Origin of the sequence: Streptomyces flaveolus (genome assembly GCF_014648815.1) — a bacterium.
Lineage (GTDB): Bacteria > Actinomycetota > Actinomycetes > Streptomycetales > Streptomycetaceae > Streptomyces > Streptomyces flaveolus.
In genome coordinates, this window is sequence record NZ_BMRV01000006.1 from 193,541 (window position 1) to 220,534 (window position 26,994).

The 26,994-nt window shown below is 73.7% G+C and carries 22 protein-coding genes and 1 tRNA gene; 12 read left to right on the plus strand and 11 right to left on the minus strand.

Going from position 1 to position 26,994, the window contains the following annotated elements; all coding sequences use genetic code 11:
* Window positions 1-126 precede the first annotated feature (126 nt).
* The 4 genes from IEZ05_RS16605 to IEZ05_RS16620 all read left to right on the plus strand — a co-directional run bounded on the left by IEZ05_RS16605 (window position 127) and on the right by IEZ05_RS16620 (window position 3,077).
* Window positions 127-507 (plus strand): hypothetical protein, encoded by a 381-nt coding sequence (locus tag IEZ05_RS16605; RefSeq protein ID WP_189231082.1) that lies wholly within the window; start codon window positions 127-129, stop codon window positions 505-507.
* Window positions 508-893: 386 nt separating this feature from the next.
* On the plus strand, window positions 894-2,093 hold the full coding sequence (locus IEZ05_RS16610) for a helix-turn-helix domain-containing protein (RefSeq protein ID WP_189230892.1): 1,200 nt from the start codon (window positions 894-896) through the stop codon (window positions 2,091-2,093).
* A gap of 209 nt (window positions 2,094-2,302) precedes the next feature.
* Entirely contained in the window at window positions 2,303-2,905 is a 603-nt protein-coding gene (orn, locus tag IEZ05_RS16615; RefSeq protein WP_189230893.1) for an oligoribonuclease, read from the plus strand.
* Between the two features lie 99 nt (window positions 2,906-3,004).
* Window positions 3,005-3,077, plus strand: a tRNA-His gene (locus IEZ05_RS16620).
* Window positions 3,078-3,161: 84 nt separating this feature from the next.
* Here IEZ05_RS16620 and IEZ05_RS16625 read toward each other — a convergent pair.
* From IEZ05_RS16625 to IEZ05_RS16645, 5 genes are all read right to left on the minus strand, one after another.
* Window positions 3,162-4,217, minus strand: a complete 1,056-nt coding sequence (locus IEZ05_RS16625) for a LacI family DNA-binding transcriptional regulator (protein WP_189230894.1) — start codon at window positions 4,215-4,217, stop codon at window positions 3,162-3,164.
* Window positions 4,218-4,395: 178 nt separating this feature from the next.
* A complete protein-coding gene (locus tag IEZ05_RS16630) occupies window positions 4,396-5,850 on the minus strand; it encodes a GH1 family beta-glucosidase (protein ID WP_189230895.1) in 1,455 nt (484 codons plus the stop codon).
* Between the two features lie 155 nt (window positions 5,851-6,005).
* A complete protein-coding gene (locus IEZ05_RS16635) occupies window positions 6,006-6,932 on the minus strand; it encodes a carbohydrate ABC transporter permease (protein WP_189230896.1) in 927 nt (308 codons plus the stop codon).
* 14 nt (window positions 6,933-6,946) lie between these two features.
* Window positions 6,947-7,939, minus strand: a complete 993-nt coding sequence (locus tag IEZ05_RS16640) for a carbohydrate ABC transporter permease (protein WP_189230897.1) — start codon at window positions 7,937-7,939, stop codon at window positions 6,947-6,949.
* Between the two features lie 629 nt (window positions 7,940-8,568).
* Complete coding sequence (locus IEZ05_RS16645) at window positions 8,569-9,888, minus strand: ABC transporter substrate-binding protein (RefSeq protein ID WP_189230898.1); 1,320 nt, start codon at window positions 9,886-9,888, stop codon at window positions 8,569-8,571.
* Between the two features lie 494 nt (window positions 9,889-10,382).
* Between IEZ05_RS16645 and IEZ05_RS16650 the strand changes: the two genes are divergently transcribed.
* A complete protein-coding gene (locus tag IEZ05_RS16650; protein WP_189230899.1) occupies window positions 10,383-11,426 on the plus strand; it encodes a LacI family DNA-binding transcriptional regulator in 1,044 nt (347 codons plus the stop codon).
* Window positions 11,427-11,517: 91 nt separating this feature from the next.
* Window positions 11,518-12,945, plus strand: coding sequence for a GH1 family beta-glucosidase (locus tag IEZ05_RS16655; RefSeq protein WP_189230900.1), 1,428 nt, complete (start codon window positions 11,518-11,520; stop codon window positions 12,943-12,945).
* 105 nt (window positions 12,946-13,050) lie between these two features.
* On the opposite strand, the gene IEZ05_RS16660 is transcribed toward IEZ05_RS16655, so the two are convergent.
* From IEZ05_RS16660 to IEZ05_RS16670, 3 genes are all read right to left on the minus strand, one after another.
* A complete protein-coding gene (locus IEZ05_RS16660) occupies window positions 13,051-14,529 on the minus strand; it encodes a glycoside hydrolase family 18 protein (RefSeq protein WP_189230901.1) in 1,479 nt (492 codons plus the stop codon).
* A gap of 132 nt (window positions 14,530-14,661) precedes the next feature.
* Window positions 14,662-16,083 (minus strand): sensor histidine kinase, encoded by a 1,422-nt coding sequence (locus IEZ05_RS16665; RefSeq protein WP_189230902.1) that lies wholly within the window; start codon window positions 16,081-16,083, stop codon window positions 14,662-14,664.
* Window positions 16,080-16,799: a response regulator transcription factor gene (locus tag IEZ05_RS16670; protein WP_189230903.1), complete on the minus strand. Its 720-nt coding sequence runs from the start codon at window positions 16,797-16,799 to the stop codon at window positions 16,080-16,082. The genes IEZ05_RS16665 and IEZ05_RS16670 overlap by 4 nt, the downstream gene beginning before the upstream one ends.
* 130 nt (window positions 16,800-16,929) lie before the next feature.
* On the opposite strand from IEZ05_RS16670, the gene IEZ05_RS16675 reads away from it, so the two are divergent.
* A complete protein-coding gene (locus IEZ05_RS16675) occupies window positions 16,930-17,496 on the plus strand; it encodes a hypothetical protein (RefSeq protein ID WP_189230904.1) in 567 nt (188 codons plus the stop codon).
* 31 nt (window positions 17,497-17,527) lie between these two features.
* Here the strand turns inward: IEZ05_RS16675 and IEZ05_RS16680 are convergent, their stop codons facing one another.
* Complete coding sequence (locus tag IEZ05_RS16680) at window positions 17,528-18,397, minus strand: spermidine synthase (RefSeq protein WP_189230905.1); 870 nt, start codon at window positions 18,395-18,397, stop codon at window positions 17,528-17,530.
* A gap of 64 nt (window positions 18,398-18,461) precedes the next feature.
* Window positions 18,462-18,875 carry a hypothetical protein gene (locus IEZ05_RS16685; protein WP_372462701.1) on the minus strand — a complete coding sequence of 138 codons (414 nt, stop codon included), beginning with the start codon at window positions 18,873-18,875 and terminating at the stop codon, window positions 18,462-18,464.
* A 281-nt stretch (window positions 18,876-19,156) separates the two neighbouring features.
* Here IEZ05_RS16685 and IEZ05_RS16690 point away from each other — a divergent pair, with 281 nt between their 5' ends.
* Complete coding sequence (locus IEZ05_RS16690; protein ID WP_189230906.1) at window positions 19,157-20,599, plus strand: hypothetical protein; 1,443 nt, start codon at window positions 19,157-19,159, stop codon at window positions 20,597-20,599.
* A 454-nt stretch (window positions 20,600-21,053) separates the two neighbouring features.
* On the opposite strand, the gene IEZ05_RS16695 is transcribed toward IEZ05_RS16690, so the two are convergent.
* Window positions 21,054-21,665 carry a histidine phosphatase family protein gene (locus IEZ05_RS16695; RefSeq protein ID WP_189230907.1) on the minus strand — a complete coding sequence of 204 codons (612 nt, stop codon included), beginning with the start codon at window positions 21,663-21,665 and terminating at the stop codon, window positions 21,054-21,056.
* Window positions 21,666-21,859: 194 nt separating this feature from the next.
* Between IEZ05_RS16695 and IEZ05_RS16700 the strand changes: the two genes are divergently transcribed.
* From IEZ05_RS16700 to IEZ05_RS16715, 4 genes are read left to right on the plus strand one after another with little or no spacing between them, the layout of a single operon-like run.
* Window positions 21,860-22,813 carry a phosphatase PAP2 family protein gene (locus IEZ05_RS16700; protein ID WP_189230908.1) on the plus strand — a complete coding sequence of 318 codons (954 nt, stop codon included), beginning with the start codon at window positions 21,860-21,862 and terminating at the stop codon, window positions 22,811-22,813.
* On the plus strand, window positions 22,710-23,912 hold the full coding sequence (locus IEZ05_RS16705) for a hypothetical protein (RefSeq protein WP_373298790.1): 1,203 nt from the start codon (window positions 22,710-22,712) through the stop codon (window positions 23,910-23,912). The genes IEZ05_RS16700 and IEZ05_RS16705 overlap by 104 nt, the downstream gene beginning before the upstream one ends.
* Window positions 23,903-25,510, plus strand: coding sequence for a hypothetical protein (locus IEZ05_RS16710; protein WP_189230909.1), 1,608 nt, complete (start codon window positions 23,903-23,905; stop codon window positions 25,508-25,510). Before IEZ05_RS16705 ends, IEZ05_RS16710 begins: the two co-directional genes overlap by 10 nt.
* Window positions 25,507-26,868: an AAA domain-containing protein gene (locus IEZ05_RS16715; RefSeq protein ID WP_189230910.1), complete on the plus strand. Its 1,362-nt coding sequence runs from the start codon at window positions 25,507-25,509 to the stop codon at window positions 26,866-26,868. Before IEZ05_RS16710 ends, IEZ05_RS16715 begins: the two co-directional genes overlap by 4 nt.
* Window positions 26,869-26,994: the final 126 nt, after the last annotated feature.

Here is a 26,994-nt window from a genome sequence, read left to right on the forward strand (position 1 = left end):
GCAATGGTTGCTGCGCTGTACAGGCGGTTTGCACGGGATTCAACTTCCGTGCACCTGACCGAGACCCGTCGTGACCGACGGACCGGACGGACGTTGATCTCCATGAGCCAGTCCCAGGGAGCCCGCATGTCCGGACCGCACCAGCCCGCCGAGCCGCCGTCCGGCGCGCCCGGACCGGCGGCGCCGGCGCGGGACGGTGTCACCGATCTGGTCCGCTGGGCGGTGTTCAGCTGCGCCCTCGTCCCGGTCGTGCTCCTCTGGTACGGCACCTCCCTGGCCGGCGCGGCCGGGACCGCCGTGGGACTGGCCGCCCTCACCGGCGCCTGCCGCCTGCTGCTGCGCCGGTCGGAACGCGGCGCGGCCCTGCTGCGCGAAGGGGTCGGCGGGTCCGGGGAGGTCGCCGGGCATCACCGGGGCGCCGCACCCCGTGCCGGGGGCCACCGCCGGGCCGGGCCGGGCGGACACGGGGGCGGTCACCGCACCGGGGAAAACACACCGGTCGGTTGACCGGTTTCCGCGCACGCGCCCGCTTCTTTTCAGCCAACTTCCCAGGGGGTGCCTCCCCCTGCCCGAACCACCCCCCAACCCCCGTTCCACCTGCACGGACAGGGTCTCGGGGGCCCCGCGCACCCTATGTGGATTGGCCACTGCCACAAGGCGCACTTCCCTGCGGCGCCCCGGAGTGCGACGCTTCGTGATCGACTGCTTCACGCCAAGTTGCCATGTCGACAATGTCCCAAGTGCCGAACCGGCCACCTCGGTACGACAGGACGCAGTAGATTCGATCTTGACTGTCTACGGCGGGGGACTCGTGCAGGACCGAGGGGAAACGTGTTGGAGCGACAGACCCGAAAGGTTGAGGGCGCCGCGACCACCGAGGGGGGCTTAGCAGGATGAGCCACGACTCCACTGCCGCGCCGGAAGCCGCGGCCCGGAAGCTCTCCGGGCGACGCCGCAAGGAGATCGTCGCGGTGCTGCTGTTCAGCGGCGGCCCCATCTTCGAGAGTTCCATACCGCTGTCGGTGTTCGGGATCGACCGCCAGGACGCCGGCGTGCCGCGCTACCGACTGCTGGTGTGCGCCGGCGAGGACGGCCCGCTGCGGACCACGGGGGGCCTCGAACTCACCGCGCCGCAGGGCCTGGAGGCGATCTCGCGCGCCGGCACGGTCGTCGTACCGGCCTGGCGTTCGATCACCTCGCCGCCGCCGGAGGAGGCGCTCGACGCCCTGCGCCGGGCGCACGAGGAGGGTGCCCGCATCGTCGGGCTGTGCACCGGCGCCTTCGTCCTGGCGGCGGCGGGCCTGCTCGACGGCCGCCCCGCCACCACCCACTGGATGTACGCGCCGACGCTGGCCAAGCGCTATCCGTCGGTGCACGTCGACCCGCGCGAGCTGTTCGTGGACGACGGCGACGTCCTGACGTCGGCGGGCACGGCGGCGGGCATCGACCTGTGCCTGCACATCGTGCGCACGGACCACGGCAACGAGGCGGCCGGCGCGCTGGCCCGCCGCTTGGTGGTCCCGCCGCGCCGCAGCGGCGGCCAGGAGCGCTACCTCGACCGGTCTTTACCGGAGGAGATCGGCGCCGACCCGCTCGCCGAGGTCGTCGCCTGGGCGCTGGAGCACCTCCACGAGCAGTTCGACGTGGAGACGCTGGCGGCCCGCGCGTACATGAGCCGGCGCACCTTCGACCGCCGCTTCCGCTCGCTGACCGGCAGTGCGCCGCTGCAGTGGCTGATCACGCAGCGGGTGCTGCAGGCGCAGCGGCTGCTGGAGACGTCCGACTACTCGGTCGACGAGGTCGCGGGCCGCTGCGGCTTCCGTTCGCCGGTGGCGCTGCGCGGCCACTTCCGCCGCCAGCTGGGCTCGTCCCCGGCCGCCTACCGGGCCGCCTACCGGGCCCGCCGCCCGCAGGGCGACCGGCCGGTGGACCCGGAGGGCGGTACGCCGGGAGCGTCCCGGTCCCCCGCCCCGCACGAGGGCGGCCAGCAGCCGTCCCCCGTGCCGGCGGAGAGCCAGGTCCCGTTCCAGACCCGCCGCACCCCGCTCCCGGCCGCGGCGGCCAGCCTGCCGGGCCAACGCAGCGCACCCTGACGCGACCTCCGAAAGCGCCGGCCGGGCAGCCAGCCCGCCCGGCGCTTCCGGTCCGCCCCCACGCCGGGCAGGCGCACCCACTCAGCCCGTCCGGCGTTCGAGGACGAGGCCGTCCAGGCCGAAGCGGGGGTCCGGGGGCGGCAGCCCCCGTGAGGCCCGCACCGACGCCGGGGGTCCGGGCGACGCACGTCAGCCGTAGGGTGTCCCACATGAACGATCGCATGGTGTGGATCGACTGCGAGATGACCGGCCTCTCGCTGTCCGACGACGCGCTCATCGAGGTGGCCGCCCTCGTCACCGACTCCGAGCTGAACATCCTCGGCGAGGGCGTCGACATCGTCATCCGTCCGCCGGAGCGGGCCCTGGAGACGATGCCGGAGGTGGTGCGTCAGATGCACACCGCGTCCGGCCTGCTCGCCGAGCTCGACGGCGGCACGACGCTCGCGGACGCCGAGGCGCAGGTCCTGGCGTATGTGCGGGAGCACGTGAAGGAACCCGGCAAGGCCCCCCTGTGCGGCAACTCGGTCGGCACCGACCGGGGCTTCCTGCTGCGGGACATGCCGACGCTGGAGGACTACCTCCACTACCGGATCGTGGATGTCTCCTCGATCAAGGAGCTGGCCCGCCGCTGGTACCCGCGGGCCTACTTCAACAGTCCCGAGAAGAACGGCAACCACCGCGCCCTCGCCGACATCCGCGAGTCCATCGCCGAGCTGCGCTACTACCGCGAGGCCGTCTTCGTCCCGCAGCCCGGCCCCGACTCCGACACCGCCAAGGCGATCGCCGCGAAGCACGTCGTGACCGCCCGGTAGGGGCGCCGCGAAAGGCGGGCGCGAGCACCCCTTCGGACCCTGTACACTTTTTCTCAGCCGGTCGGGGAACCCCGCAAAAGGTTCCGACTACCGGCCATGGTGGGTGTAGCTCAGCTGGTAGAGCACCTGGTTGTGGTCCAGGATGCCGCGGGTTCAAGTCCCGTCACTCACCCTGAGTCATCAGCCGGTGACCTTCGGAAGAAGGTCACCGGCTGATTGCGTTGTGCGGGACGGGGGCGGACCCGCGCCCCCCCGGTCACGACGACGCGCGCTCCACCAGCTCCGTCGCCAGCACCACCTGGTGCCGCTCCCGCCCCCTCGCCCCCGCCGGACGGCGGTCCGCGATCTCGGTCAGCAGCAGGTCGATCATCGCGCGGCCCATCTCCTCGATGGGCTGCCGGACGCTGGTCAGCGGCGGGTCCAGATGGCGGGCGATGGCCGAATCGTCGTAACCGACCAGCGCCACGTCGTCCGGGATGCGCCGGCCCGCCTCACGCAGCGCCTGGCGGGCACCGGCCGCCGTCACGTCCGAGGCGGCGAAGACCGCGTCCAGGTCCGGGCAGCGGCGCAGCAGCTCCGTCATCGCGCGCCGGCCGCCCTCCTCGGTGAAGTCCCCCGGTTCGATCAGCTCGTCCGCGTCGCCGAGTCCCCCGTCGCGCAGGGCGTCGCGGTAGCCGTCGACGCGCCGCTGGGCGCCGTAGACGTCGAGGTGGCCGGTGATGTGGGCTATGCGGCCACGGCCCCGGGACATCAGGTGCTCGACGGCCGAGCGGGCGCCGCCGTAGTTGTCGGAGTCCACCGACGCCAGCGTCTCCGCCGCGGAGCGCGGGCCGCTGATCACCGCGGGGATGTCCAGCTGGGTCAGCATGTCGGGCAGCGGGTCGTCGGCGTGCACCGAGACCAGCAGGACGCCGTCCACCCGGTGCGCCGCCAGGTACTGGGCGAGCCGCTGCCGCTCCCGGTCGCTGCCCGCGAAGATCAGCAGCAGTTGCATCTCGGTGTCGGTGATCTCCGCGCCGACACCGCGCAGCATGTCCGAGAAGTAGGGCTCGGCGAAGAACCGGGTCTCCGGCTCCGGGACGACCAGGGCGATCGCGTCGGTGCGGTTGGCCGCGAGCGCGCGGGCGGCGGTGTTCGGGACGTAGCCGAGTTCCGCGACGGCCGCCTCGACGGCCGCGCGGGTCGCGTCGCTGACCCGGGGCGAGCCGTTGATCACCCGGGAGACCGTGCCGCGGCCGACGCCGGCCCGGGCGGCCACCTCCTCGAGGGTCGGGCGTCTGACGCCCCGGCTCCGCCCACCGTTGACCGCCATGGTCGTCGCCTTTCCCTCGCAGCTGTCCGGCCAGGAATCTAACAGCCCCGGCCCGGGCCTCCCCGCCCCCATCGTGCCTCGCGGGCGGCGGAATTCCCCCCTCCGTACCGGTGGGAAGGCCCGCGAGGGCGCGACCGGGGACCGGTCGCGCCCTCGCGGATACACCTGCGGCACGGGCTCAGCCGAGTTCGCCGCCCGGCAGGGCGTTGCGCCGGATCACGTCGGCGTACCAGTGGGCGCTCGCCTTGGGGATGCGGCGCTGGGAGGAGTAGTCGACGTAGACGGCGCCGAAGCGCTTCGAGTAGCCGTAGGACCACTCGAAGTTGTCCAGCAGGGACCACAGGAAGTAGCCGCGGACGTCCGCGCCGTCGGCGACGGCCCGGCGCACGGCGTCCAGGTGGGAGCGGAGGTAGGCGATGCGCTGCGGGTCGTTCACCCGGCCCTCGGGGGAGACGTAGTCGTCGAAGGCGGCGCCGTTCTCGGTGACCATCAGCGGCAGGCCGGGGTGGGACTTCGCCAGGCCGGTGAGGAGGGTGTGCAGCCCGTTCGCGTCGATGGCCCAGTTCATCGCGGTGAGGTCGTCGTTGGCGAGGTGGAAGGCGACGTCCTCGGAGCCGGTCCACGGGGAGTGGTCGCTCGCGCCGTGGCCGTCGTTCTTCGTGGTGGCCGCGCCGTCGGCGGGCCGGGAGACCACGGTCGGCGAGTAGTAGTTGACGCCGAGCACGTCGATCGGGCGGGAGATCTCCGCCAGGTCGCCGTCCTTCACCAGCTCGTTCCAGTCGACGAGGTGCGCGGTGTCGGCGATCAGGTCCTCGGGGTAGGCGCCGTCGAGGAGGGGACCGGTGAAGATCCGGTTGCCGACCGCGTCGATGCGGCGGGCCGCCTCGGCGTCCTCGGGGGCGTCGGTGAGGGGGCGCACCTGGTGCAGGTTGAGGGTGATGGAGGTCTGTGCGGTCGACGGCAGGGCCGCGCGCAGGACGCCGACCGCCTTGCCGTGGGCCAGGTTGAGGTGGTGGGCGGCGCGCAGGGTCGCGGCCGGGTCGGTGCGGCCGGGGGCGTGCACGCCGGAGCCGTAGCCCAGGAAGGCGCTGCACCACGGCTCGTTGAGGGTGGTCCACACGCCGACGCGGTCACCGAGGGCGCGGGCCGTGATGGCGGCGTACTCGGCGAAGCGGTCGGCGGTGTCGCGCTGGGGCCAGCCGCCGGCGTCCTCCAGCTCCTGGGGAAGGTCCCAGTGGTAGAGGGTGGCGACGGGGGTGATGCCGGCCTCGAGGAGCTCGTCGGTGAGGCGGCGGTAGAAGTCCAGACCGCGTTCGACGGCGGGACCACGGCCGGTGGGCTGGACCCGGGACCAGGAGACGGAGAAGCGGTACGCCTTCAGCCCGAGGTCCTTCATCAGCGCCACGTCGTCGCGGTACCGGTGGTAATGGTCGGCGGCGATGTCGCCGGTGTCGCCGTTGCGGACCTTGCCGGGGGTGTGGCTGAAGGTGTCCCAGATGGAGGGTGTGCGGCCGTCCTCGGCGGCGGCGCCCTCCACCTGGTAGGCGGCGGTGGCGGCGCCCCAGACGAAGCCCGTCGGGAAGGAGGTGGCGGTGGCCGGCTGGGCGAGGGTCTCGGGTCGTACGGCGGTCATGGTGAGAACGCTCCCAAATGGCGTGAGGAGGTGCCGGGCGGTGGGGCCCGGCGGTGGGGAAGGCGGGGTGGGCGCGGGGGTGGGCGCCCGGGGTCCGGCAGGGCCCGGGTGCGGGCCGGGCCCCGCCGGGCGGCGGAGGAGGGGGCGAACGGGGGTCAGCCCTTGACGGCGCCCGCCATGATGCCTCCGACGATCTGCTTGCCGAAGACGACGAAGACCACCAGCAGCGGCAGGGTGCTGATCAGCGCCCCGGCCATGACGATGCTCTGGTCGGGGGTGTAGGAGGCGCTGAGCTGGCCGAGCGCGACCTGGATGGTGGGGTTCTCCTGGTTCAGGGCGAGGAAGGGCCAGAAGAAGTCGTTCCACGCCTGGACGAAGGTGAGCATGCCGAGCACCATCATCGCGGGCCGGGCGGCGGGCAGGACGACGTTCCACACGATGCGGAGGTTGTTCGCCCCGTCCACCTTGGCCGCCTCGATGAGTTCGTACGGCAGTGCCTCGATGAGGTACTGGCGCATGAAGAAGACACCGAAGGCGCCGACCAGGGTCGGGAAGATCACCGACTCCAGCTCTCCGCTCCAGCCGATGTCCGACATCATCATGAACAGCGGGACGACGCTGAGCTGCGGCGGGATGGTGAGGGTGGCGATGACCGCGGTCATCAGCACGTTCCGGCCGCGGAAGCGCATTTTGGCGAAGGCGTAGCCGGCCAGCGTGCAGAAGAACAGCGTGGCCGCGGTGATGGAGCCGGCCACGATGGCGCTGTTGACGATGGCCTTGCCGAGGTTGGCCTGTTCCCAGGCCGCTTCGAGGTTGCTGAACAGCCTGCCGCCCGGCAGGAACGGCGGCGGGGTGTCGAGGACCCGCTGCTGGTCGTGCGAGGCGGCCACCAGCGTCCAGTACAGGGGGAAGATCGATCCCAGGCCGACGACGATCAGCGCGAGGTAGGTGAAGGGGCCGCCCTTGAGCTGCTGGCCGGCGCCGATCCGCAGGCGGCGGCCTTTGCCACCGCCCGAGCCGAGGAGCTCGGTCGCCGGGGCCGGGTCGGGGGCGGTCTTGTAGGGAGTACTTGTCGTGGTCATCGTTGTCGCTCCCGTCAGGCCGCGCTCTTGCGCACGAACCGGCTGACGATCCAGTTGATCAGGGCGATGAGCAGCAGCAGGACGAGCATGGCCCAGGCCACGGCGGCGGCCGGGCCGAGGTGCTGGAGCTTCCAGCCGTAGTTGTAGAGGTAGATGCTGAGCGTCTCGTACTGGTGCTCGCTGCCGCCGACGGCGCCGAGCGTGCCGCCCTGCAGCAGCAGCGGCTCACCGAACAGCTGCATGGAGCCGATCGTCGAGATGACGATGGTGAACAGGATCGTCGGCCGCAGCGCGGGGATGGTCACCTTGCGGAACTGCTGCCAGCGCGACGCGCCGTCGATCGACGCCGCTTCGTACAGGTCGGTCGGCACGGCCTGCATGGCCGCCAGGTAGATCAGGGCGTTGTAGCCGGTCCAGCGCCAGATCACGATGATCGAGATGGCGATCTTCGACGTCCAGTGGCCGTTGCCCCAGTCGATGTCGCCCGCGCCGAAGAAGCCCAGCACCCAGTTGAGGAGTCCGCCGTCGGCCCGGAACACCAGGGCGAAGACGAGGGCGGCGGTCGCGACGGAGGTGGCGTACGGGGTGAGGATGACCGTGCGCCAGAAGGTGCTGGCGCGCAGCTTGTAGTTGAGCAGGTGTGCCAGGCCCAGGGCGACCAGCAGCTGCGGGACGGTCGAGATGACGCCGATGATGAACGTGTTGGAGACGGCCGTCCAGAACTCGGAGTCCTGGAGGATCTTGGCGAAGTTCTCGAAGCCGACCCACTCGGACTGGTCGAGACTCGTCATCTCCACCCGGTGCAGGGCGATCCAGCCGGTGTAGAGGAGGGGGTAGAGCCCGAAGGCACCGAAGATGAGGAAGAAGGGGGCGATGTACGCGTACGGCGACGCCTTGTCGTCGAGGCGCCACAGTCGCGAACGCCACGGGCTGCGTCCTCGGGACGCGGCACCGGAGCCGCCGGTGAGCGGAGTCTTGGCACCCCGTGTGGGGGTTGTCGTTGCCACGGAGGGAGTCCTTCCCTGGGAGGTCGGGCCTGGGAGGTCGGGCCGGGTAGGGGCGGGAGGTGGGGCGGCGGGCCGGGCGCCCGTCCCGCCGGTCCCCTCCCCGCGCGGTCCGGCACGGTGCCGAGCGGCCCGCGCGGCAGCCGGCGGTACGTGTGGCAGGCGGCGGCGCGTGTGGCGCGGGACCCGGTGGTGGTGCCGGATCGCCGGTGGCGGGTGCCGGGTGTCGGTCGTGGGTGGCGGGTGCTGGTGCCGGTGGGAGGGATCGAGGTGGGTTCGGGGGCGGGGCAGCGGGTCGGGGCGTGTCCGGGAGGGTCGGCGCCCGGGGCGGGTCGTGCGGCCCGGTCCCGCGGGGTGCTACCGCGGCCGGCGTTGCGGAGTGCCGCCCGCCGCTGCGGGGTGCCGTCCGCGGCTGCGGGGTGCCGTCCGCGGCCCTGTCGCGCTGTCGGCACGGGCGGGCGCCGGCCCGGGGCGAACCCGACGCCGCGCAGCAGACCCGCCGCGGACGGCAGGGTCTGCTGCGTACGCCACCCGCGCCTGCGGGCGGGGGCCGTCGTACCACCACGGCCCCCGCCGTGCGCACGGTGCGGGCGGTGCGGGGCGGCTGGTGGGACCGCCCGCACCGGCGCGGGTCAGCCGATGGCCTTGTCGATCGTCTCGACCGCCGCGTCCCAGGCCTTGTCGGGCTTGGTGCCGCGCTGCTCCATGTTGTTGATCTGCGTGGAGATCGTGTCCTTGATCACGCCGTCCTTCGGGCCGAGCACGGCCACCGGGATGGACTTGGCCTCCTCGGCGTAGAGCTGGCCGACGGGGGCGTTGTTGAAGTACTCGAGCTTCGCGTTCTTCACGTCGTCGAGCGTGTAGGCGCCCTGGTTGGACGGGAAGACACCGACGGCCTTGAACACGGCGGCCTGCTGCTCGGGCGCGGTCAGCCACTTGACCAGCTCGGTGGCCTCCTTGACGTGCTTGCCGCTCTTGGGCACGGTCAGGAAGGAACCGCCCCAGTTGGCCGCGGTCGCGCCGGGCGCCCGCGAGATGTCCCACTTGCCGGCGAAGTCGTTGCCGGAGTAGTTCTCGATCTGGAGGGACATCCAGGCCGGGCACACGACGGTGGCCACGGTGCCCTTGCGCAGCGCCGCCTTCCACGGGTCCTGGAACTGCGGCAGGCCCTGGCTCAGCTTCTTCTCCGCGGCCTCGGCGGCGAGGTCCCAGCCCTTCTGCACCGAGGGGCTGTCCTTGTATATCGCCTTGCCGTCGGCGTCGTAGTACTGGCTCTCGGAGGAGCTGACGACACCGTTGAACATGGCGCTGGCGGAGTCCATGAAGTAGGTGCCCTCGGGCGCCTTCGCCTTGTACCGCTCACCGAGCTTGATGTAGTCCTCCCAGCCGCCCGCGACCGCCTTGGCGACCTCCTCGCGGTCGGTCGGCAGGCCCGCCTTCTCGAAGAGGTCCCTGCGGTAGCAGAGCGACATCGGGCCGATGTCGGTACCGGCGCCGATGACCTGGCCGTCCTTGCTGGTGGCCTGCTTGGCCTTCCAGTCGACCCACTGGCTGGTGTCGATGCTGCCCTTGAGGTCGGTGAACTTGTCCGCCTGGGTGTCCACCACCTCCTTGATGCGGGCGACTTCCACGCCGACGACGTCACCCAGGCCACTGCCCGAGTTCAGCTGCTGAAGGAGCTTCGGGTAGTAGTCCTGCTCGTTGGCGGTGGTCTCCTCCTTCACCTCGATGTTCGGGTGAAGCTGCTGGTACTTCTCGAACAGGCCGGCTTCCTTGTAGCCGAACTGCCCGTAGTCGGCCACCTTGAGGACGATCTTCCCGTCGGATTCCGAGGCGTCCGAGTCACTGTCGCTGCTGCAGGCGGTCAGCAGCAGGGCCGAGGCCGTCAGGACCGACGTGGTCAGGGCCGCTGCTCTGCGGCCGCGGACGCCGCCGGTTCGGGTGATGCGCATTCCACTACTCCTTGTTCCAGTGGGAACGGGGACCTCAGGAATCAGACCGCCGGGTTCGACGGTCCGGACCTGCCCTCTCGGTTCGAGCAGCGGCCAGCCCAGAGCAACGCGGCATGCGGTGCGAAGATGCTGGTCAACGGTGTGCCATGCGAGGTGGAGGGAAGGGCCGATGGTGCTTCGTTCCGTACGGAAGCCGGCCCCGGAACTCCGTGGGACCGCTCCCACGCGGCTTGCCCCGAAGACTCGTTGCTGCCGGGCCCAGGTGTCAAGACTTGAAAACGGCGTTGTTGCGCAAGCGTGTTCCGCGCGTCACGGGAATGTGTCGCACCGCCGCGGGACAGCTGCCCGGATTGTGTGGTCGCGATTCTGAATTCCCGCAGGTCACCGGCGAGTTACCGATCGGTCGGGGCCGCGGAGGGGTCCGTGCGGACGCCGGTCGCGCTTTCTGGGCCAGAATGAAGCCGGTCCCCCCACCGAACGCCGGAAGGTGAACGATGAGCCCTGCCGAACAGCCGCCCGCCCCCGCGGACGTCCGGCGCCCGACCCTGAACGCGGTGGCCGCGCGCGCCGGCGTGGGCCGTGGCACGGTCTCCCGGGTCATCAACGGTTCCCCGAAGGTCAGCGACCGTTCCCGCGCGGCCGTGGAGCGGGCGATCGCCGAACTCGGCTACGTCCCCAACCCGGCCGCCCGGTCTCTCGTCACCCGGCGCACCGACTCCGTGGCGCTGGTGGTCCCCGAGGCGCAGTCCCGGCTGTTCTCCGAGCCGTACTTCTCGGGGATCATCCGGGGCGTGAGCGCCGGGCTCGCGGACGCCGGGATGCGCATGCTGCTGGTCATGGTGCACGACGAGAAGGAGTACGCGCGGCTCGCCCCGTACCTGTCCGGGCAGCGCGTGGACGGGGTGCTGATGGTGGCGGTGCACAGCGACGACACGCTGCCCGACCAGCTGGAGGCGCTCGCCATTCCGACCGTGCTGGCCGGCCGGCGGGGTGACCGGGAGCCGCTGGGGCACGTCCGCGCGGACAACCGCGGCGGCGCCGGGAGCGCGGTCCGGCATCTGCTGGCGAGCGGCCGCCGGACCGTGGGCACCATCACCGGGCCGCTGGACATGGAGGCGGCGCGGGAACGGCTCGACGGTTACCGGGAGGCACTGCGGGAAGCCGGTGCCGCGGTCACCGAGGAGCTGGTCGCGAACGGCGACTTCACCGAGGAGGGCGGGCGCGCGGCCATGCGGGAGCTGCTGGACCGCCGCCCCGACCTGGACGCGGTCTTCGCCGCCTCGGACGTGATGGCCTCCGGTGCCGTGCTGGAGCTGCGCGCGGCGGGCCGGCGGGTGCCGGGCGACGTGGCCGTCATCGGTTTCGACGACTCCATCGTGGCCCGGCACATCGATCCGCCGCTGACCAGCGTCCGGCAGCCGCTGGAAGAGATGGGCCGCACCATGGCGAGGCTGCTGCTGGACGAGATCGCCGACCGTGGCGCCGGGCACCGCGGAGTGGTCCTGCCGACGCGGCTGGTGGTGCGGGAGTCGGCCTGAGCGATGCGGCGGAAGTCGCCGGGTGGCAGGGGTTTCACGGTGGGAGCGCTCCCATGCATAATGGGGCCCCCGACCTCGTGGGAGCGATTCCATGCCAGAACCGACACCCGTCTCCTTCCCTCCTGCCTTCCTCTGGGGCGCCGCGACCTCGGCGTACCAGATCGAGGGCGCGGTGCGGGAGGACGGCCGCACCCCTTCGATCTGGGACACCTTCAGCCATACGCCGGGGAAGACGGCCGGTGGTGACACCGGTGACATCGCTGTCGACCACTACCACCGCTACCGCGACGACGTGGCGCTGATGGCGGAACTGGGTCTGGGTGCCTACCGCTTCTCCGTCTCCTGGCCTCGGGTGCAGCCGACCGGCCGCGGCCCGGCCGTCCAGCGCGGCCTGGACTTCTACCGGCGTCTCGTCGACGAGCTGCTGACCGCCGGGATCAAGCCGGCCGTCACCCTCTACCACTGGGACCTGCCGCAGGAGCTGGAGGACGCGGGCGGCTGGCCGGCACGGGACACGGCGTACCGGTTCGCCGAGTACGCGCAGATCGTCGGCGAGGCGCTCGGCGACCGCGTGGAGCAGTGGATCACGCTCAACGAGCCGTGGTGCGCGGCCTTCCTGGGCTACGCCTCCGGGGTGCACGCGCCCGGCCGTACCGAGCCGGCGGCCGCGCTGCGCGCCGCGCACCATCTGAACCTGGCGCACGGCCTGGGCACGGTGGCCCTGCGTTCGGTGATGCCGGCCGGCAACTCGGTGGCGATCAGCCTCAACACCTCGGTCGTCCGGCCGCTGTCGCAGCAGCCGGCGGACCTGGCGGCGGCGCGGAGGATCGACGACCTCTCCGGCGGGATCTTCCACGGCCCGGTCCTGCACGGCGCCTACCCGGAGACCCTGCTCGAGGCGACGGCACCGGTCACCGACTGGTCGCACGTCCAGGACGGCGACCTGGGGCTGATCCGCCAGCCGCTGGACGCGATCTGCCTCAACTACTACACGCCCACCGTGGTGTCGGCGGCCGACGCGGACTCGCGTGTCCCGCGCGCCGACGGGCACGGCACGAGCGACCACTCGCCCTGGCCGGCCGCGGACGACGTGGCGTTCCACCAGCCGCCGGGCGAGCGCACGGCGATGGGCTGGACCGTCGACCCGACCGGCCTGCACGAGCTGATCATGCGCTACCACCGGGAGGCCCCCGGCCTGCCGCTGTACATCAGCGAGAACGGCGCCGCCTACGACGACAAGCCCGCCGCGGACGGTACGGTCCACGACCCCGAGCGGGTCGCCTACCTGGACGGCCACCTCAGGGCGGTCCGCCGGGCCATCGACGACGGCGCGGACGTGCGCGGCTACTACCTGTGGTCCCTGATGGACAACTTCGAGTGGGCCTACGGCTACGAGAAGCGGTTCGGCGCGGTCTACGTCGACTACGCCTCCCAGGAGCGCATCCCCAAGGCGAGCGCCCTGTGGTACGCGCGGGCGGCCCGCACGGGGACGCTCCCGCCGCTGGACCCGGCCGAGTAGAGCTGCCCGACGGGGCGGGCGAGCGGGCCCGGGGCGCGGCGTCCGACGGGGGGTGCCGCGCCCCGTGCCGCCGGGTGCGGCGCGGTGCCGGTCGTGCGTGCCGGGTCAGTTGTAGGCGGCGAAGGCCTTCGAGAAGGCCGACTTCTCCTGGACGACGGAGCTGCACGTGGCGTCGGCCTGGGGCTTGGCGCCGTCCGCGCACTGCTTGTCGCGGGTCGCGGACCACATGGACAGCCAGGCCAGGTCCTTGGACTCGGCGAACTTCACGAGCTGGGCGGCGTCCTCGACCGTGAAGATCTCGGTCACGACGTCGTTGACGCCGATCATCGGGGTGACGGCGACCGTCTGCCAGGCCGCGCTGTCGGAGAGGCCGAGGACGCTCTTGATCTGGGCCTGGGTGGCGGTGGCGGCCTGCTCGGCGTAGGTGCCCATGTCGCCGCTGTACGCCGGGCCGTAGTCCATCGCCATGATGTTGACGGCGTTGATCTTGACGCCGTTCTGCCGGGCGTTGGCGAGGAGATCGACGCCGGCCTGGGTCAGGCCCTCCGGCATGACCGGCAGGGTGAAGGAGACGTCGAGGCCCGGGTGCCGCTTCTGCAGGGCGGCGACGGCCTGGGCGCGGCGGGTGTTGGCGGCCGTGTCGGGCAGGGCGCCGCCCTCGACGTCGAAGTCGACCTTGGTGAGCCCGTAGGTGTCCACGACCTTGCCGTACGCCGCCGCCAGGGCGTCGGCCGAGGTGCACGTCGTCGCCAGCTCGGAGCCGGCCGCGCCGCCGAAGGAGACGCGGACGTCGCCGCCCCGGGCGCGCAGGGCGCCTATCTGCTGCGCCACGGCGTCGCTCGCCAGGTCGGTGACACCGCCCCACTTGGGGGTGCAGCCGCCGCCGTCGGTGACGAAGGCCAGGTGGTAGTTCTTCACGCCGGTCGCCTCGGCGTTCGCGACCAGGTCGAAGGCCGGGTAGAGGGAGGTGTCGACGTAGGGCGCGAAGCCGGCGCCGGCCGTGGTGCCGTCGCCGGGGGTTTCGGAGGGGGCGGGGGTGGTGGCCGTGGCGGTCGGTGTCGGCGCGGCGGTGGCGGAGGCGGTGGCCGTGGGGGTGGGGGTGGGCGCCGGGGCCGAGGGCTGGGTCGGGCGGCCGCTGGGCTCGGGGGTGGCGCCGCCGTCCGCCGAGCACTGGGCGCCGTCGACGCGGCAACCCGTCGGGTCCTGGGTGCCGTTGACGACGAAGCCGACGGTGACGGACTCGCCGGGCTTCAGGCCGTCCGTGTCCCACTTCGGCCCGGTCACGGTGACGTGCCGGCCGCTGACGCTCGACTCCGCGTTCCACAGGGAGCCGAGCCCGGCACCCACCGGCAGGTCGAACTCCAGCGTCCAGTCCTTCTCGGCCTCCTGACTGTTGTTGGTGACGACGTACTGCGCGGTGTAGCCCGTCGACCACTCGCTCGTCCTCGTGTAGGCGGCGCCGACTCCGGCGGCCTGGGCGGTGCTGGTGAACAGCAGCGCGCCGCCACCGGCCACGGCGGTGGCGACGAGCGCGCCGATCGCCTTGTTCCTGCCACTGACCCTGCGCCGGTGCGTGCTGCTCATCTGGTGCCTGCCTTCGCTGTTCAGGGGGCCCTGCGGGGGGAGTGCGCGGGGCGGGGTGCGGCAGGCACGCTAGCGATGCGGAACCGGGCAAAGCGCCTGTTCCGGACGGTGGGTGGCGATCTTAGGGTGCGCTTAAGGGAGGGATCGGGACCGGTTAAAGGGTGTGCCCCGGCGGGGCTGCCGGCGGCGCCGCACCGTGCCCCGGTGGCCGCGCCGCACCGGTGCCGTGCGCCCGTCCAGCTGGATCCAGATCCGCACCTCGGTCCCGCCGAGCACGGACGAGCCGATACGTACGTCCCCGCCCGTCGACTCGGCGAGCCGGCGCACGATGTCGAGGCCGAGCCCGGTCGACCCGTCGGTGCCCGACCCCCGGCCGCGGGCCATCGCCGCCTCGGGGTCGGCTATGCCGGGGCCCGCGTCGGAGACGAGCACGATCACCGCGTCCTCGCCGTTGTGCAGGTCGACCGCGAAGGCGGTGCCCTCGGCGGTGTGCCGGAAGACGTTGCCGAGCAGGGCGTCGAGGGAGGCGGCCAGGTCGGCACGGGCCACGGGTATGCGCACCGGCCGGTCGGCGCCGGCCACCCGCCACTTGCGTCCCTCGTCCTCGGCGAGCGCGGACCAGAAGCCCATCCGCTCGCGGACCACCTCGGCCGCGTCGCACCCGGCGCCGGGACCAGCCGCGGCGGTCTGCGGTTTGGCGTCCCGGGCGGTGCGGATGATGGTGTCGACCTCGCGCTCCAGCTGCTCGACGGCGGCCCGGGTCTGCTCGGCGGCCGGGCCGTCGCCGAGGGAGGCCGCGTTGAGCCGCAGCACGGTCAGCGGGGTGCGCAGCCGGTGGGACAGGTCGGCGGCCAGTTCCCGTTCGTTGGCGAGGAGCTGGACGACCTGGTCGGCCATGGAGTTGAACGCGACGGCCGCGAGCCGCAGTTCGGTCGGGCCCTCCTCGGGCACGCGGGCGCCCAGCTTGCCCTCCCCCAGCTCGTGCGCCCCTTCCACCAGCTTCTGCGCCGGCCGCACCATGCGCACGCCCAGCCGGTCGGCGACCGCGACCGAGCCGACGATCAGCGCGGCGCCGACCGCGGCGAGCACCGCCCAGGCCGTGCCGACGCCGTTGGTGACCTCGGACTCGGGGACGTACACCTCGACGACGGCGATCTCGCCGGAGCTGAGCGCGACCGGCTGGAGCAGCGTCGAGCCACCGGGTACCTCCGCGGTGGAGGCGCGCCCCATCTCGCGTACGGCGGCGATGTCCTCGTCGGTGGCGCGCTGCCGGCCGATGTCGGTGCCGCTGCCGTTGCCGGTGTCCTTGCCGCCGGACGCCGGTATGTGCACGGACATCCCGGCGTCCGAGCCCGCGGAGGCGACGACGCGCTCCAACTGGTCCCGGTCGGTGGTGATGGACAGCGCGGGGGCGACGGCGGCGGCCTCCCGCTCGGCGTTCGAGAACGCGCGGTCCCGGGCCATCTCCCGGATGACCAGTCCCAGCGGCACGGCGAAGGCGACCACGACCATGGCGGTGACCGCCAGCGACACCTTCACCAGGGCCCACCTCATCGCGGCGGCTCCGCTTGGGGAGGCTCCGCGACCGGCGGCTCCAGCTTCACGCCGACGCCGCGCAGGGTGTGCAGGTAGCGGGGCCGGGCGGCGGTCTCCCCCAGCTTCCGGCGCAGCCAGGACAGGTGGACGTCGATGGTCTGGTCGTCGCCGTAGGACTGCTGCCAGACCTCGGCGAGCAGCTCCTTGCGGGGGACGACCACTCCGGGGCGGCCGGCGAGGAAGGCGAGCAGGTCGAACTCACGCCGGGTCAGGTCGAGCCGGGTCCCGTCCAGTTCGGCCTGGCGACGCAGGGGGTCGACGGTCAGGCCGCCGACGCGCAGGACGGTGGACGGCGGTGTCTCTCCGGTGCCGACGCGGGCGCGGCGCAGTACGGCCGCCATGCGGGCCGACAGGTGCTCGACCGAGAACGGCTTGGTGAGGTAGTCGTCCGCGCCCGCGTTCAGCAGCCGGACGACCTCCGCCTCGTCGTCCCGGGCGGTGGCGACGATGACGGGGACGTCGGTGATGCCGCGCAGCATCTTCAGTGCCTCGGAGCCGTCGAGGTCGGGCAGTCCGAGGTCGAGGATCACCACGTCGAACCGGAAATGGGCGACCTCGCGCAGCGCCTCCAGCGCCGTGCCGACGCTGCGCACGAGGTGCGAGGCGTCGGTCAGATGCCGGATGAGCGCCGAGCGTACGAACTGGTCGTCCTCGACCACGAGCACACTTGCCATGGGCGGCACCGTACGCCATGCGGAGGAGCCCGGTGCGGGCCTGTGGACAACTCCGGCCGGGGCTCCGGGGACGGCTGTGGACAACCCGTCCGGGCGACACGCGTGTGACGTGTGAGGCAGTATGGCCGCGATGCGCAGAGGACTCGTACACGTACTTGCCTGGCTGCTCGCCACCGGCGCGGCGGTCACGCTGTCGTGGTGGGGCGTGCACACGGTGATGGCGGGCACGGCCTACGACGCGCCCCGCGCCCTGCCCATCACGGCGGCCGACGCGGCCGCGCGGGGCCCCCAGGCTTCCGAGCCGTTGGCGTCGTCCACCAAGCGTCCTTCGCCGTCGGGCAGTGCGTCGAGCGGGCCGTCGGGCAGCCCGGCGGCGACGCCCGGCCGGACGCCCCGCGAGCCGAGTCCGGCGGCGCCCTCGCGGAGCGCGCCGGCTTCCGCTCCCGCCGACCCGGGCCCCTCCCCCACCGCCTCCGGCCGGGTCCGGAGCTACGAGACCGACGGGGGGCGTGCGGTGTTCGACCTCGGGACGTCGTCCGCCTCGCTGGTGTCGGCGACCCCGGGTGCGGGCTGGTCGATGCAGGTGTGGAAGACCGAGACGTGGATCCGGGTGGAGTTCACCTCCGGCGCGGACCGGGTGTCGGTGTTCTGCACCTGGCACGACGGTCCGCCGCGGGTGGAGATCGGCAGCTACTGAGCCGGCCGCCGGGTCACCGAAGGCCGCCGGGTCACTGGAAGACCGAGGCCGGTGGCGCCGGTGAGGCCACGGCGGCCGCGTCCGTCACGGGCTGGGCGCCTCCGGCGAAGTCGGTCAGGGCCTTGCCGTGTTCCACGCGCGCGGAGTGCGGGTCGGAGGCGGCGCGGCGGGTGAGCTCGGCGATCGGCAGCGGGTGGTCACTGGCGGCGAGGACCGCGTTGCCGAAGCGTTTGCCGCGCAGCACGGCGGGGTCGGCGATCAGGGCGAGTTCGGGGAAGCGGGCGGCGACCGTGGCGATCTGGCCGCGCAGGTGGGTGAGCGGCGGGCCGTCGGCGAGGTTGGCGGCGTAGACCCCGCCCGGTGCGAGCGCGCGCCGCACCTCGTCGAGGAACTCGGTGGACGTCAGGTGCGCCGGGGTGCGGGCCCCGCTGAACACGTCCGCGATGACCAGGTGCGCCCAGCCGTCGGGCACCTTGGCGAGCCCGGCGCGGGCATCGGTGGAGCGGACCCGGACGCGGGCGCCGGGGTCCAGGGGCAGTTCGCGCCGGACCAGTTGGACCAGGGCGGCGTCCCGCTCGACGACCTGCTGGGTGGAGCGGGGGCGGGTGGCGGCGACGTAGCGGGCGAGGGTGAGGGCGCCGCCGCCGAGGTGTATGGCGTGGACGGGCTTCCCGGGCGGGGCGGCCAGGTCGATGACGTGCCCGAGGCGGCGCTGGTACTCGAACGACAGGTACGCCGGGTCGTCCAGGTCGACGTGCGACTGCGGGGCGCCGTCGATCAGCAGCGTCCAGGCCCGCGCGCGCTCCCGGTCGGGTATCAGCTCGGCGCGCCCGCCGTCGACGTCCTCGACGACGGTTTCCACGACTGCGCGCCCGTGGCGGGCGTTCCTGGACTTTCCCATCTGACCATTATCGAACGCCCCCGCAGCTCACGCGCCCGGCAGGGATCACGCGGCGTCCGGGTGTTCAGCGGCAGCTGTCCGCGGCCTCGATCAGCCGGGCCGCCTCCCCCAGCGCGGCCCGCAGGACGGCGGGGTCGGTCGCGAGGTCCGCGTCGCCGGGCGGCAGCAGCCAGTCCGATCCCTCCACCGGGGGCTCGGGAACCAGGTCGAGCTTCATCCCCCGGCCGTCGGTCTCCGTACAGGTGCTGCCCGGCACGTCCCAGGCGGCGGCCGTACCCGGGGGCACCAGGAAGCCGAGGGTGTCGCAGCCGAGGTCGTGGAGCACGCGGCCGACCGCCTCACCGGCTCCCCGTCTGAGAATGTCGACGGCCTCCAGACCCTGCCGCGTCGGCACGGTGACGACGTCACAGCCACCGTCGTCACCCACGTCGCAGGCGCCTGCGCAGTCGCTGCTGGTCTCCATTCCGGCCTCCACCACGGAACTCCTCCTTGGACGAGCGGGTCGGGAGTCGGGGGCCTCCCGGTCCACGGGGTTCAACGCGGCGGAACGTCAACAGCTACGGCACAAGTCCGCCGCAAAGGATGGCACTTCATGGCAGATCCCGGATGACATATCCGGTTTGTTGCCAAACAGCGCGTGGCGGTTCCGTCACAGCCGGTACGTTCTTGCTCGCCGGGAACGGGGTGGCAACCGGGAGAAGCCCCGCAACTCACACCTTTTCCGGCGTGGTTCGACGGTTCGCACGAGAGGACCCGGCCATGGCGTCGTCAACGGTGACCTCCGCCCAGCCCGACCGGCCACCGCGGCCGAACCTCGCCTTCCGGCGCCTGCGCGGACAGCGCTCGCCGGCCGAGTTCGCGGCGGCGGTGCGCCGCGCCGCGCGCGAGATCGGCGAGCGGGTCAGCTGTGACGCGCGCTACATCGGCCGCGTGGAGGCGGGCGAGATCCGCTGCCCCAACTACGCCTACGAGCGGGTGTTCCTGCACATGTTCCCCGGCCGCACGCTCACCGACCTGGGGTTCGCGCCCCGCTCGTCCGTACGCGGACGCCGGGCGCGCACGGAGGAGGACGCGCCGTCGGCGCACCTCGACCGGCCGCCGTGTGCCACGAGTGAGACAGGTGGCGCGGGTGAGCCGTATGACACGCACAACCCGTACGACACGCACGACGACGACAACGAGGAGAGCGACGTGCTGCGTCGCGCATTCATGACGAGCGGCGCCACCGTGGCCGCCGTCTCACTGGGCCCCCTGGGGTTCGTCACCGATGCCATGGCGGCGCCGCACGGCGTGCGCCGGGCCGGGAGGAGCGACGCGGGAGCCCTGGAAGAGGCCGTCCGCCGGATCCGGCTGCTCGACGACCGGCACGGCGCCGACGGCCTCTACCGGCGCGCGGCGGCCCCGCTGCGCGCCGCGTACGCGCTGCTGGACGCCGGTGCGACCCGGCAGGCCACGGCGGACCGGCTCTATTCGGGCGCCGGGGAACTGGCCATCTCGGTGGGCTGGCTGGCGCACGACTCGGGGCGCTTCGACGACGCGCGCTCCCACTACGCCGAGGCCCTCGCCACCGCCCGGATGACCGGCGACGAGGGCCTGGAGGCGCACGCCTTCTGCAACACGGCGTTCCTGGCCCGGGACACCGGCCGGCCGCGCGAGGCGGTACGGGCGGCGCAGGCCGCGCAGCGTGCCGCCCGGCCGCTGGGGTCGCCGCGGCTGATGTCCCTGCTGGCGCTGCGCGAGGCGGGCGGCTGGGCGGGGCTGGCGGACCGCGTGGGCTGCGAGCAGGCGCTGACCCGTGCGCAGGCCCTCTTCCAGCGGGGCCCCTCGGAGGCCGACCCCGAGTGGATGAGCTTCTACGGAGAGGCCGAGCTGGAGGGGCTGGAGGCCCAGTGCTGGTCCACGCTCGGCGACTGGCCCCGGGCGGCCGGGCACGCGCGCCGGGCGGCGGAACTGCAGGACCCGCACTTCACCCGGAACCTCGCGCTGTACTCGGCGGAACTGGCCGACGACCTGGCGCGCGGCGGGCGGCCCGACGAGGCGGCCGGGGCGGGGATGCGGGTGCTGGACCTGTTGGGCGAGGTCCAGTCGTCGCGGATCCGGTCGATGCTGGCGGGGACGGCGCGGGTGTTGCTGCCGCATCGGCGGGCGTCGGGGGTGTCGGCGTTCCTGGACCGGCATGCGTCGTTGCCACGGACGGCCTGACCGGCCGGGGGGGGCGGCGTGGATGCGCTGTCCGGCGTTGCGAGTGCCCGGCGCCGGGGGCGGGTGCGCTGTCCGGTGTTGCGGGGCGCCCGGCGCTGGGATGGGCGGGGGTGGGGCGCGTGGCCCGGCGTTACGGAGGTGCCCCGCGCTGGTGCCGGGCGGGGTGGGTCGCGTGGCCCGGCGTGGCGGGGTGCCGCTGCGCCCACCCGTGCCGCCCCAGCGGCACGACTGCCCGCGGCTGGGGCGGTGAGGACCCGCAGCTACGGCGGTGAGGACCCGCAGCTGGGGCGGTGAGGACCCGCAGCTACGGCGGTGAGGACCCGCAGCTACGGCGGTGAGGACCCGCGGCTGGGGCGGGGAGGACCCCCGGCTGGGGCGGGGAGGCCCGCCGCCGTGCGCGGCGAGGGGCGGAGCTGGGGCGGCGGGCCCGCGGTGTGGGCGGTGAGGGGTGGAGCTAGGCCGCGGGGGCGTGGTCGGTCAGGTGGCCGAGGTCGTTCCAGGATTCGATGGCCGGGTCGCCGTAGGCCCAGCCCAGGATCGACAGTGAGGTCGGGTTCAGGCGGATGCGGGACGCGAAGTCCAGGGGCAGGCCCAGCCAGCGGGCGCCGATCGACCGCAGGATGTGTCCGTGGGCGAAGACCAGGACGTCGCGGTCGGCCTCCCGCGCCCACGCGACCACCTCGTCCGCGCGCGCGGTGACGTCGGCCAGGCTCTCGCCCTCCGGGACCCCGTCCCGCCAGATCAGCCAGCCGGGCCTGACCGCCTGGATCTCGTCCGGCGTCATGCCCTCGTACGCCCCGTAGTCCCACTCCATGAGCGTGTCCCAGGTGCGGGCGCGCTCGCCGAAGCCGGCGATCTCGCAGGTCTCGTGGGCCCGGGACAGGGGGCTGGTGCGCACCTCGACGCCGGGCAGGCCGTCCAGGGGCGCCCGGTGCAGCCGCTCGCCGAGCAGCCTGGCGCCGCGCCGGCCCTCCTCCAGGAGCGGCACGTCGGTCCTGCCGGTGTGCTTGCCGGACAGCGACCACTCGGTCTGTCCGTGCCGGGCCAGCAGGATGCGCGGTGCCATGAAGGGGCCTTTCCGGGACGAAGGTCGGAGGGGACCCCACCATCATCGCGCACGCCGTACCCGGGCAACCCGGGGGGACATCCCGGCGTCTATCAGGGCCGGGGGCCGCTCCACGGGGAGGGCCCCCGGACGCCGTAGAGTGGCACGCCCGGCGCCGTCGGGCACGCGCGAGAAGAAGGGGGAGGGCGATCGGATTGCCGCACACCGAGACACCGGGCACCGAGGCGGCCCCTCAGACTCGGCTTCGCTGGTGGACCGAGCTCCCGCTGATCGTCCTCGTGTACGCCTGCTACTCCGCGGGCCGCCTCCTGGTGCGCGGTGACGTCTCGGACGCCGTGGACCACGGGCTGGCGCTCCTGCACATCGAGAAGGTGCTCTTCCTCAACGCCGAGCACCCGCTCAACCGTCTCTTCACCCGCGAACCGTGGCTCGGCGTCCCGGCCGACTTCTGGTACGCGTCGCTGCACTACGTCGTCACCCCGGCGATCCTGGTCTGGCTGTTCCGTTCCCGCGCCGTGCGGTACCGGGCCGCCCGCACCTGGCTGATGACGTCCACGTTCATCGGGCTGATCGGCTTCACGCTGCTGCCGACCTGCCCGCCCCGGCTGCTGGACGCGAGCCACGGGTTCGTCGACACGATGGCCCACTACAGCTCGTACGGCTGGTGGGGCGGCGAGGCGAGCGCGCCGCGCGGTCTGGGCGGGATGACCAACCAGTACGCGGCCATGCCGAGCCTGCACGTGGGCTGGGCGCTGTGGTGCGGCGTGATCCTGTGGCGCCACGGCGGCACGCGCACGGCGAAGGTGGCCGGTGTCGTCTACCCGCTGGTGACGACGATCGTGGTGATGGGCACCGCGAACCACTACTTCCTCGACGCGGTGGCGGGCGCCGCCGTGATGGGCGCGGGATTCCTGCTGGCGCCGTTCGTGATGCGGGTCGCCGACCGCGCGCGGACCCGGATCACCGCCCGGTTCGCTTCCACCCCGCAGGGCTCCGGCGACGCTGATTCCCCCATTGTCAGTGGCGGATGCCAGACTTCCGCGGGTGAGCGATTTCCACGGCAGCGCGAGCAGCGGCTCGAAGCGGGAGCCGAGCCGGACGCCTCCTCCACGGACGCGGGGGACGAGACTCCGGCACCGGCTCGCTGAGCTGCGCGGTCCCGACGTCCCCGCGAAGGCGCTGGACGCGCGGGCCCTGGCCGCCCTCGCGGCCAACCCGGGGTGCAGGCGGCGCGCGATCCTGGACGGCGCCGGGGTGGACAAGGGCTCGCTGGCGAGCGCGCTCGGTTCGCCGTCGGTCTTCGGCCAGTCGCAGTTCGCGTTCACCCGGGGCAACGCCTTCGAGGCGCGGGTCAAGGCGGACGGCGGCGCCGAACTGCTGCGGCTCGTGCACGAGAAGCTGGACGGGGGCGCCGAGCCGCCCGCCGGGGCACGGACGCCCGACCTGTCGGCGACCGGCCCCGAGGGCCGCGCCGCGCGCACCTCGCTGGCGCTGCGGGAGGCGACCCGGGCGTCCGGCGCCTGGACGCTCCTGGACCACCCGATGCTGGCGCTCGACGTCGCCGGCTCCCCCGCCTTCCTGGAGCCGGACGCGGTGGTGGTCCACCCGGACGGCACCTGGACGGTCATCGAGATCAAGTCCTTCCCGATGCTGGACGGCTCCGCGGACCCGGCGAAGGTGGGCGCCGCCGCCCGGCAGGCCGCGGTGTACGTGCTCGCGCTGGAGGAGGTCGCCGCCCGCCTGGACCCCGCACCGCGCGTGCGGCACCGGATCCTCCTGGTCTGCCCCAAGGACTTCTCCAACCTGCCCACCGCGTCCGCCGTCGACGTGCGCAAGCAGCGCGCGGTGACCGGCCGCCAGCTGGCTCGCCTCACCCGTATCGAGGAGATCGCCGACACGCTCCCCGAGGGCGTCTGCTTCTCCCCCGGGCTGCCGGCCGACGAGCTGACGGCCGCGGTCGAGGCGGTCCCGGCGACGTACGCGCCCGAGTGCCTGTCCGCGTGCGAGCTGGCCTTCCACTGCCGTGCCCGGTCCCGTGAGGCAGGCGCGGTGACCTCGCTGGGCCGCCCGGTGCGGGCCGAGCTCGGCGGGCTGTCGACGGTGGACGACGTGCTGGCGGCGGCGCGCGGGGAGGCCGGCGACCCGGACGACCCGGCGGTGGCCGCGCTGCGCCGGGCGGCCGAACTGCGGGCCGAGGCGCTGGCGTCGGTGGGCGGCGGGACCGGCGAGGTGGCCGCGTGTCGCTGATCACCACGCTCGCCCGGCTCGAGGCGGTGCGCAGCGGCCGTGCGCAGCCCGCCGCCACCGTCCGGCACCGGCACCTGTCCGACCGCCCCCTCGTCTTCGTACCGCTGATCACCGCGGGTGAGGCGGGCGCCCCGCTGGGCGCGCTGGTCGGCACCGACCGGGAGGCGCCGCACCTGCTGGTCGTGCCGCAGCCCCGCGACCGCGACCTGCGCTTCGCGTTCCTGGCCGAGCTGGCCGGCATCGTGCTGCCGCACGTCGAGGCGTACGCCGACAGCGTCGAGGCCGCCGAGCGCACCGAGACCGACCCGGAGACCGGCAAGCGGGTCAAGGTCGAGGTCGACCTGTGCGCGGACGCGGCGCAGCTGATCGTGCCGAGCCGCGCCGGCATCGACTTCGTACGGCTGCTCGGCCGGTCCATGCGCTTTCGGCGCACGGCGGAGCAGGACCCGGAGACGCCGCATCCCGCGCCGCCGAGGGTGCCGCTGCTGGGCCGGTGGCTGACCCACTACGGCGAGCGGGCGCGGGTGCCCGGCTCCTCCCTCCTCCTCGCCATGACCGACCTGCTGGGCCGGCACTGGGCGACCGGGCAGTCGAGCCTGGAGGACCAGCACCTGGGGGCGCTGCTCGCGTGGATCGCCCCGCCCGACGAGTGGCCGACCGGCGCCGAGGCCGCGCGCCACGCCGAACTCGCCCGTGACGCCGACGGCCAGCTGCGGTGCCCGCCCGCGGGCCCGGCGACCGACCCGGCCTTCGACAACAAGCTGCTCGCGCCCGCCATCGAGCGCTACGACCGCGCCCGTACCGCGCTCGCCGCCGCCGAGGACGGGCTGGAGGCCGACGACCGGCTGGGCGCGCTGACCGCCGCCGAGCGGGAGATCCGCGATCTGGTGGAGAGCCGTACCCGGCCCACCTGGGACGCGGTGTGGCGGGGCCTGGACCTGCTGCGGGAGCTGCCCGCCGGGGCGCACGTCGAGGACCGGTGGACGCGGGACCGCTGGTCGTTCACCTCGCACCGCGACCGCGTCCTCGCCGGTGAGCCCCCGCAGCCGCGCCGGGACGACGCGGTCACGGCGGCGAACAAGCTCGCCACGCGCGAGCGCGAGCAGGCCCGGCTGGAGGCGCAGGAGGCGCTGGACGATCCGCTGGTGATGGCCGGGCGGCGGCTGGCCGGGGAGGCGTTCGCGGGCGAGGTCGTGGACGTGGTCATGGCGTACAGCGAGAGCAAGCGGCCCAGTCCGCGCCCGCTGGTCACGGTCCGCACGGACGACCGGCCGCACCTGGGCGAGCGGATGAAGGTGTACCGGTCGCTGGGCGGCAAGCCGCAGGCGGCGGAGTACGTCGGGCCGGCGGGACCGGACGAGGAGGGCGTGCTGGTGCTGCGCATCGTCGACAAGATGGGCCGCGGCAAGGAGCCCGAGGCCGGGTCGGTGCCGGAGAAGGGCGACCTGGTCTGCTTCACCCTCTTCGAGCACGAGCAGCGGGGCGGGGCGAAGCTGCCCGACCCGGAGCAGACCCCGTGGACGCACGGCGGGCCGCCCGGTGAGTCGGCCACCGTACCGGAGCCCGCCGACGCCCAGACCGCGGAGGACGTCCTGTGACCGCCGAGGCCACCACCGCCCCCGTCGGGGCCGCCTTCGACCCGGGTGCGGAGGCCGCCCGTGCCACCGCGGCGATCCTTCACGACACCCTGCACGGCACGGAGCGCGGTGTCGTCGTGGACTCCCCGCCCGGCGCCGGCAAGTCGACGCTCGTGGTGCGGGCGGCGCTGGAGCTGGCCGAGGCCGGACGCCCGCTGATGGTGGTCGCGCAGACCAACGCCCAGGTGGACGACCTGGTGCTGCGGCTCGCCGAGAAGAACCCGGATCTTCCGGTGGGCCGCCTGCACAGCAGCGACGCCGATCCGTACGACAAGGCGCTCGACGATCTGGCGAACGTCCGCAAGTCGGCGAAGGCCGCGGATCTCGCAGGGCAGGCGGTGGTCCTGTCGACCGCCGCGAAGTGGGCGCACGTCACGGTGGACGAGCCGTGGCGGCACGCGATCGTGGACGAGGCGTACCAGATGCGTTCCGACTCGCTGCTGGCCGTGGCCGGGCTGTTCGAGCGGGCGCTGTTCGTGGGCGACCCCGGTCAGCTGGACCCGTTCGCGACGGTGGGCAGCGAGCAGTGGGCGGGGCTGTCGTACGACCCGTCGGCCTCGGCGGTGACGACACTGCTCGCCCACAATCCCGGCCTGCCGCAGCACCGGCTGCCGGTGTCGTGGCGGCTCCCGGCGTCGGCGGCGCCGCTGGTGTCGGCGGCGTTCTACCCCTACACGCCGTTCCGCAGCGGGACGGGCCACGGCGACCGGCGGCTGGCCTTCGCGGTGCCGTCGGACGGTTCGGGGCCCGACCGGGTCATCGACGAGGCCGCCGCCTCGGGCTGGGGGCTGCTGGAGCTGCCGGCCCGGCACACGCCGCGCACGGACCCGGAGGCGGTGCGGGCGGTGGCGGCGGTGGTGCGCCGGCTGCTCGACCGCGGGGGCGCGGCGGTGTCCGAGCGCTCCCCGGACCCGGCCCCGCTGACCGCCGGCCGCATCGCCGTGGGCACCGCGCACCGGGACCAGGCGGCGGCGGTCCGGGCGGCGCTGGCCGAGCTGGGGGTGCGGGACGTGACGGTGGACACGGCGAACCGGCTCCAGGGCCGGGAGTACGACGTGACGGTCGTCCTGCACCCGCTCTCCGGCCGACCCGACGCGACCGCCTTCCACCTGGAGACGGGCCGCCTGTGCGTCCTGGCCTCCCGGCACCGGCACGCGTGCATCGTGGTGTGCCGCGAGGGGGTGGACGCCCTGCTGGACGACTACCCGTCGACGGAGCCGGTCCAGCTGGGAACGCTGGTGAAGTTCCCGGACGGCTGGGAGGCGAACCACGCCGTCCTCGCCCACCTCGCGGAACACCGCGTGCCCTGGCGACCCTGACCGACCGGGCGGCCGGCCCACACCTCGCCCCGCCGGACAGAGTCCGGCACGCCGCCGGAGGCGGCCGATGGACACAGCCCGGACGGCTGGGAGGCGAACCACGCCGTCCTCGCCCACCTCGCGGAA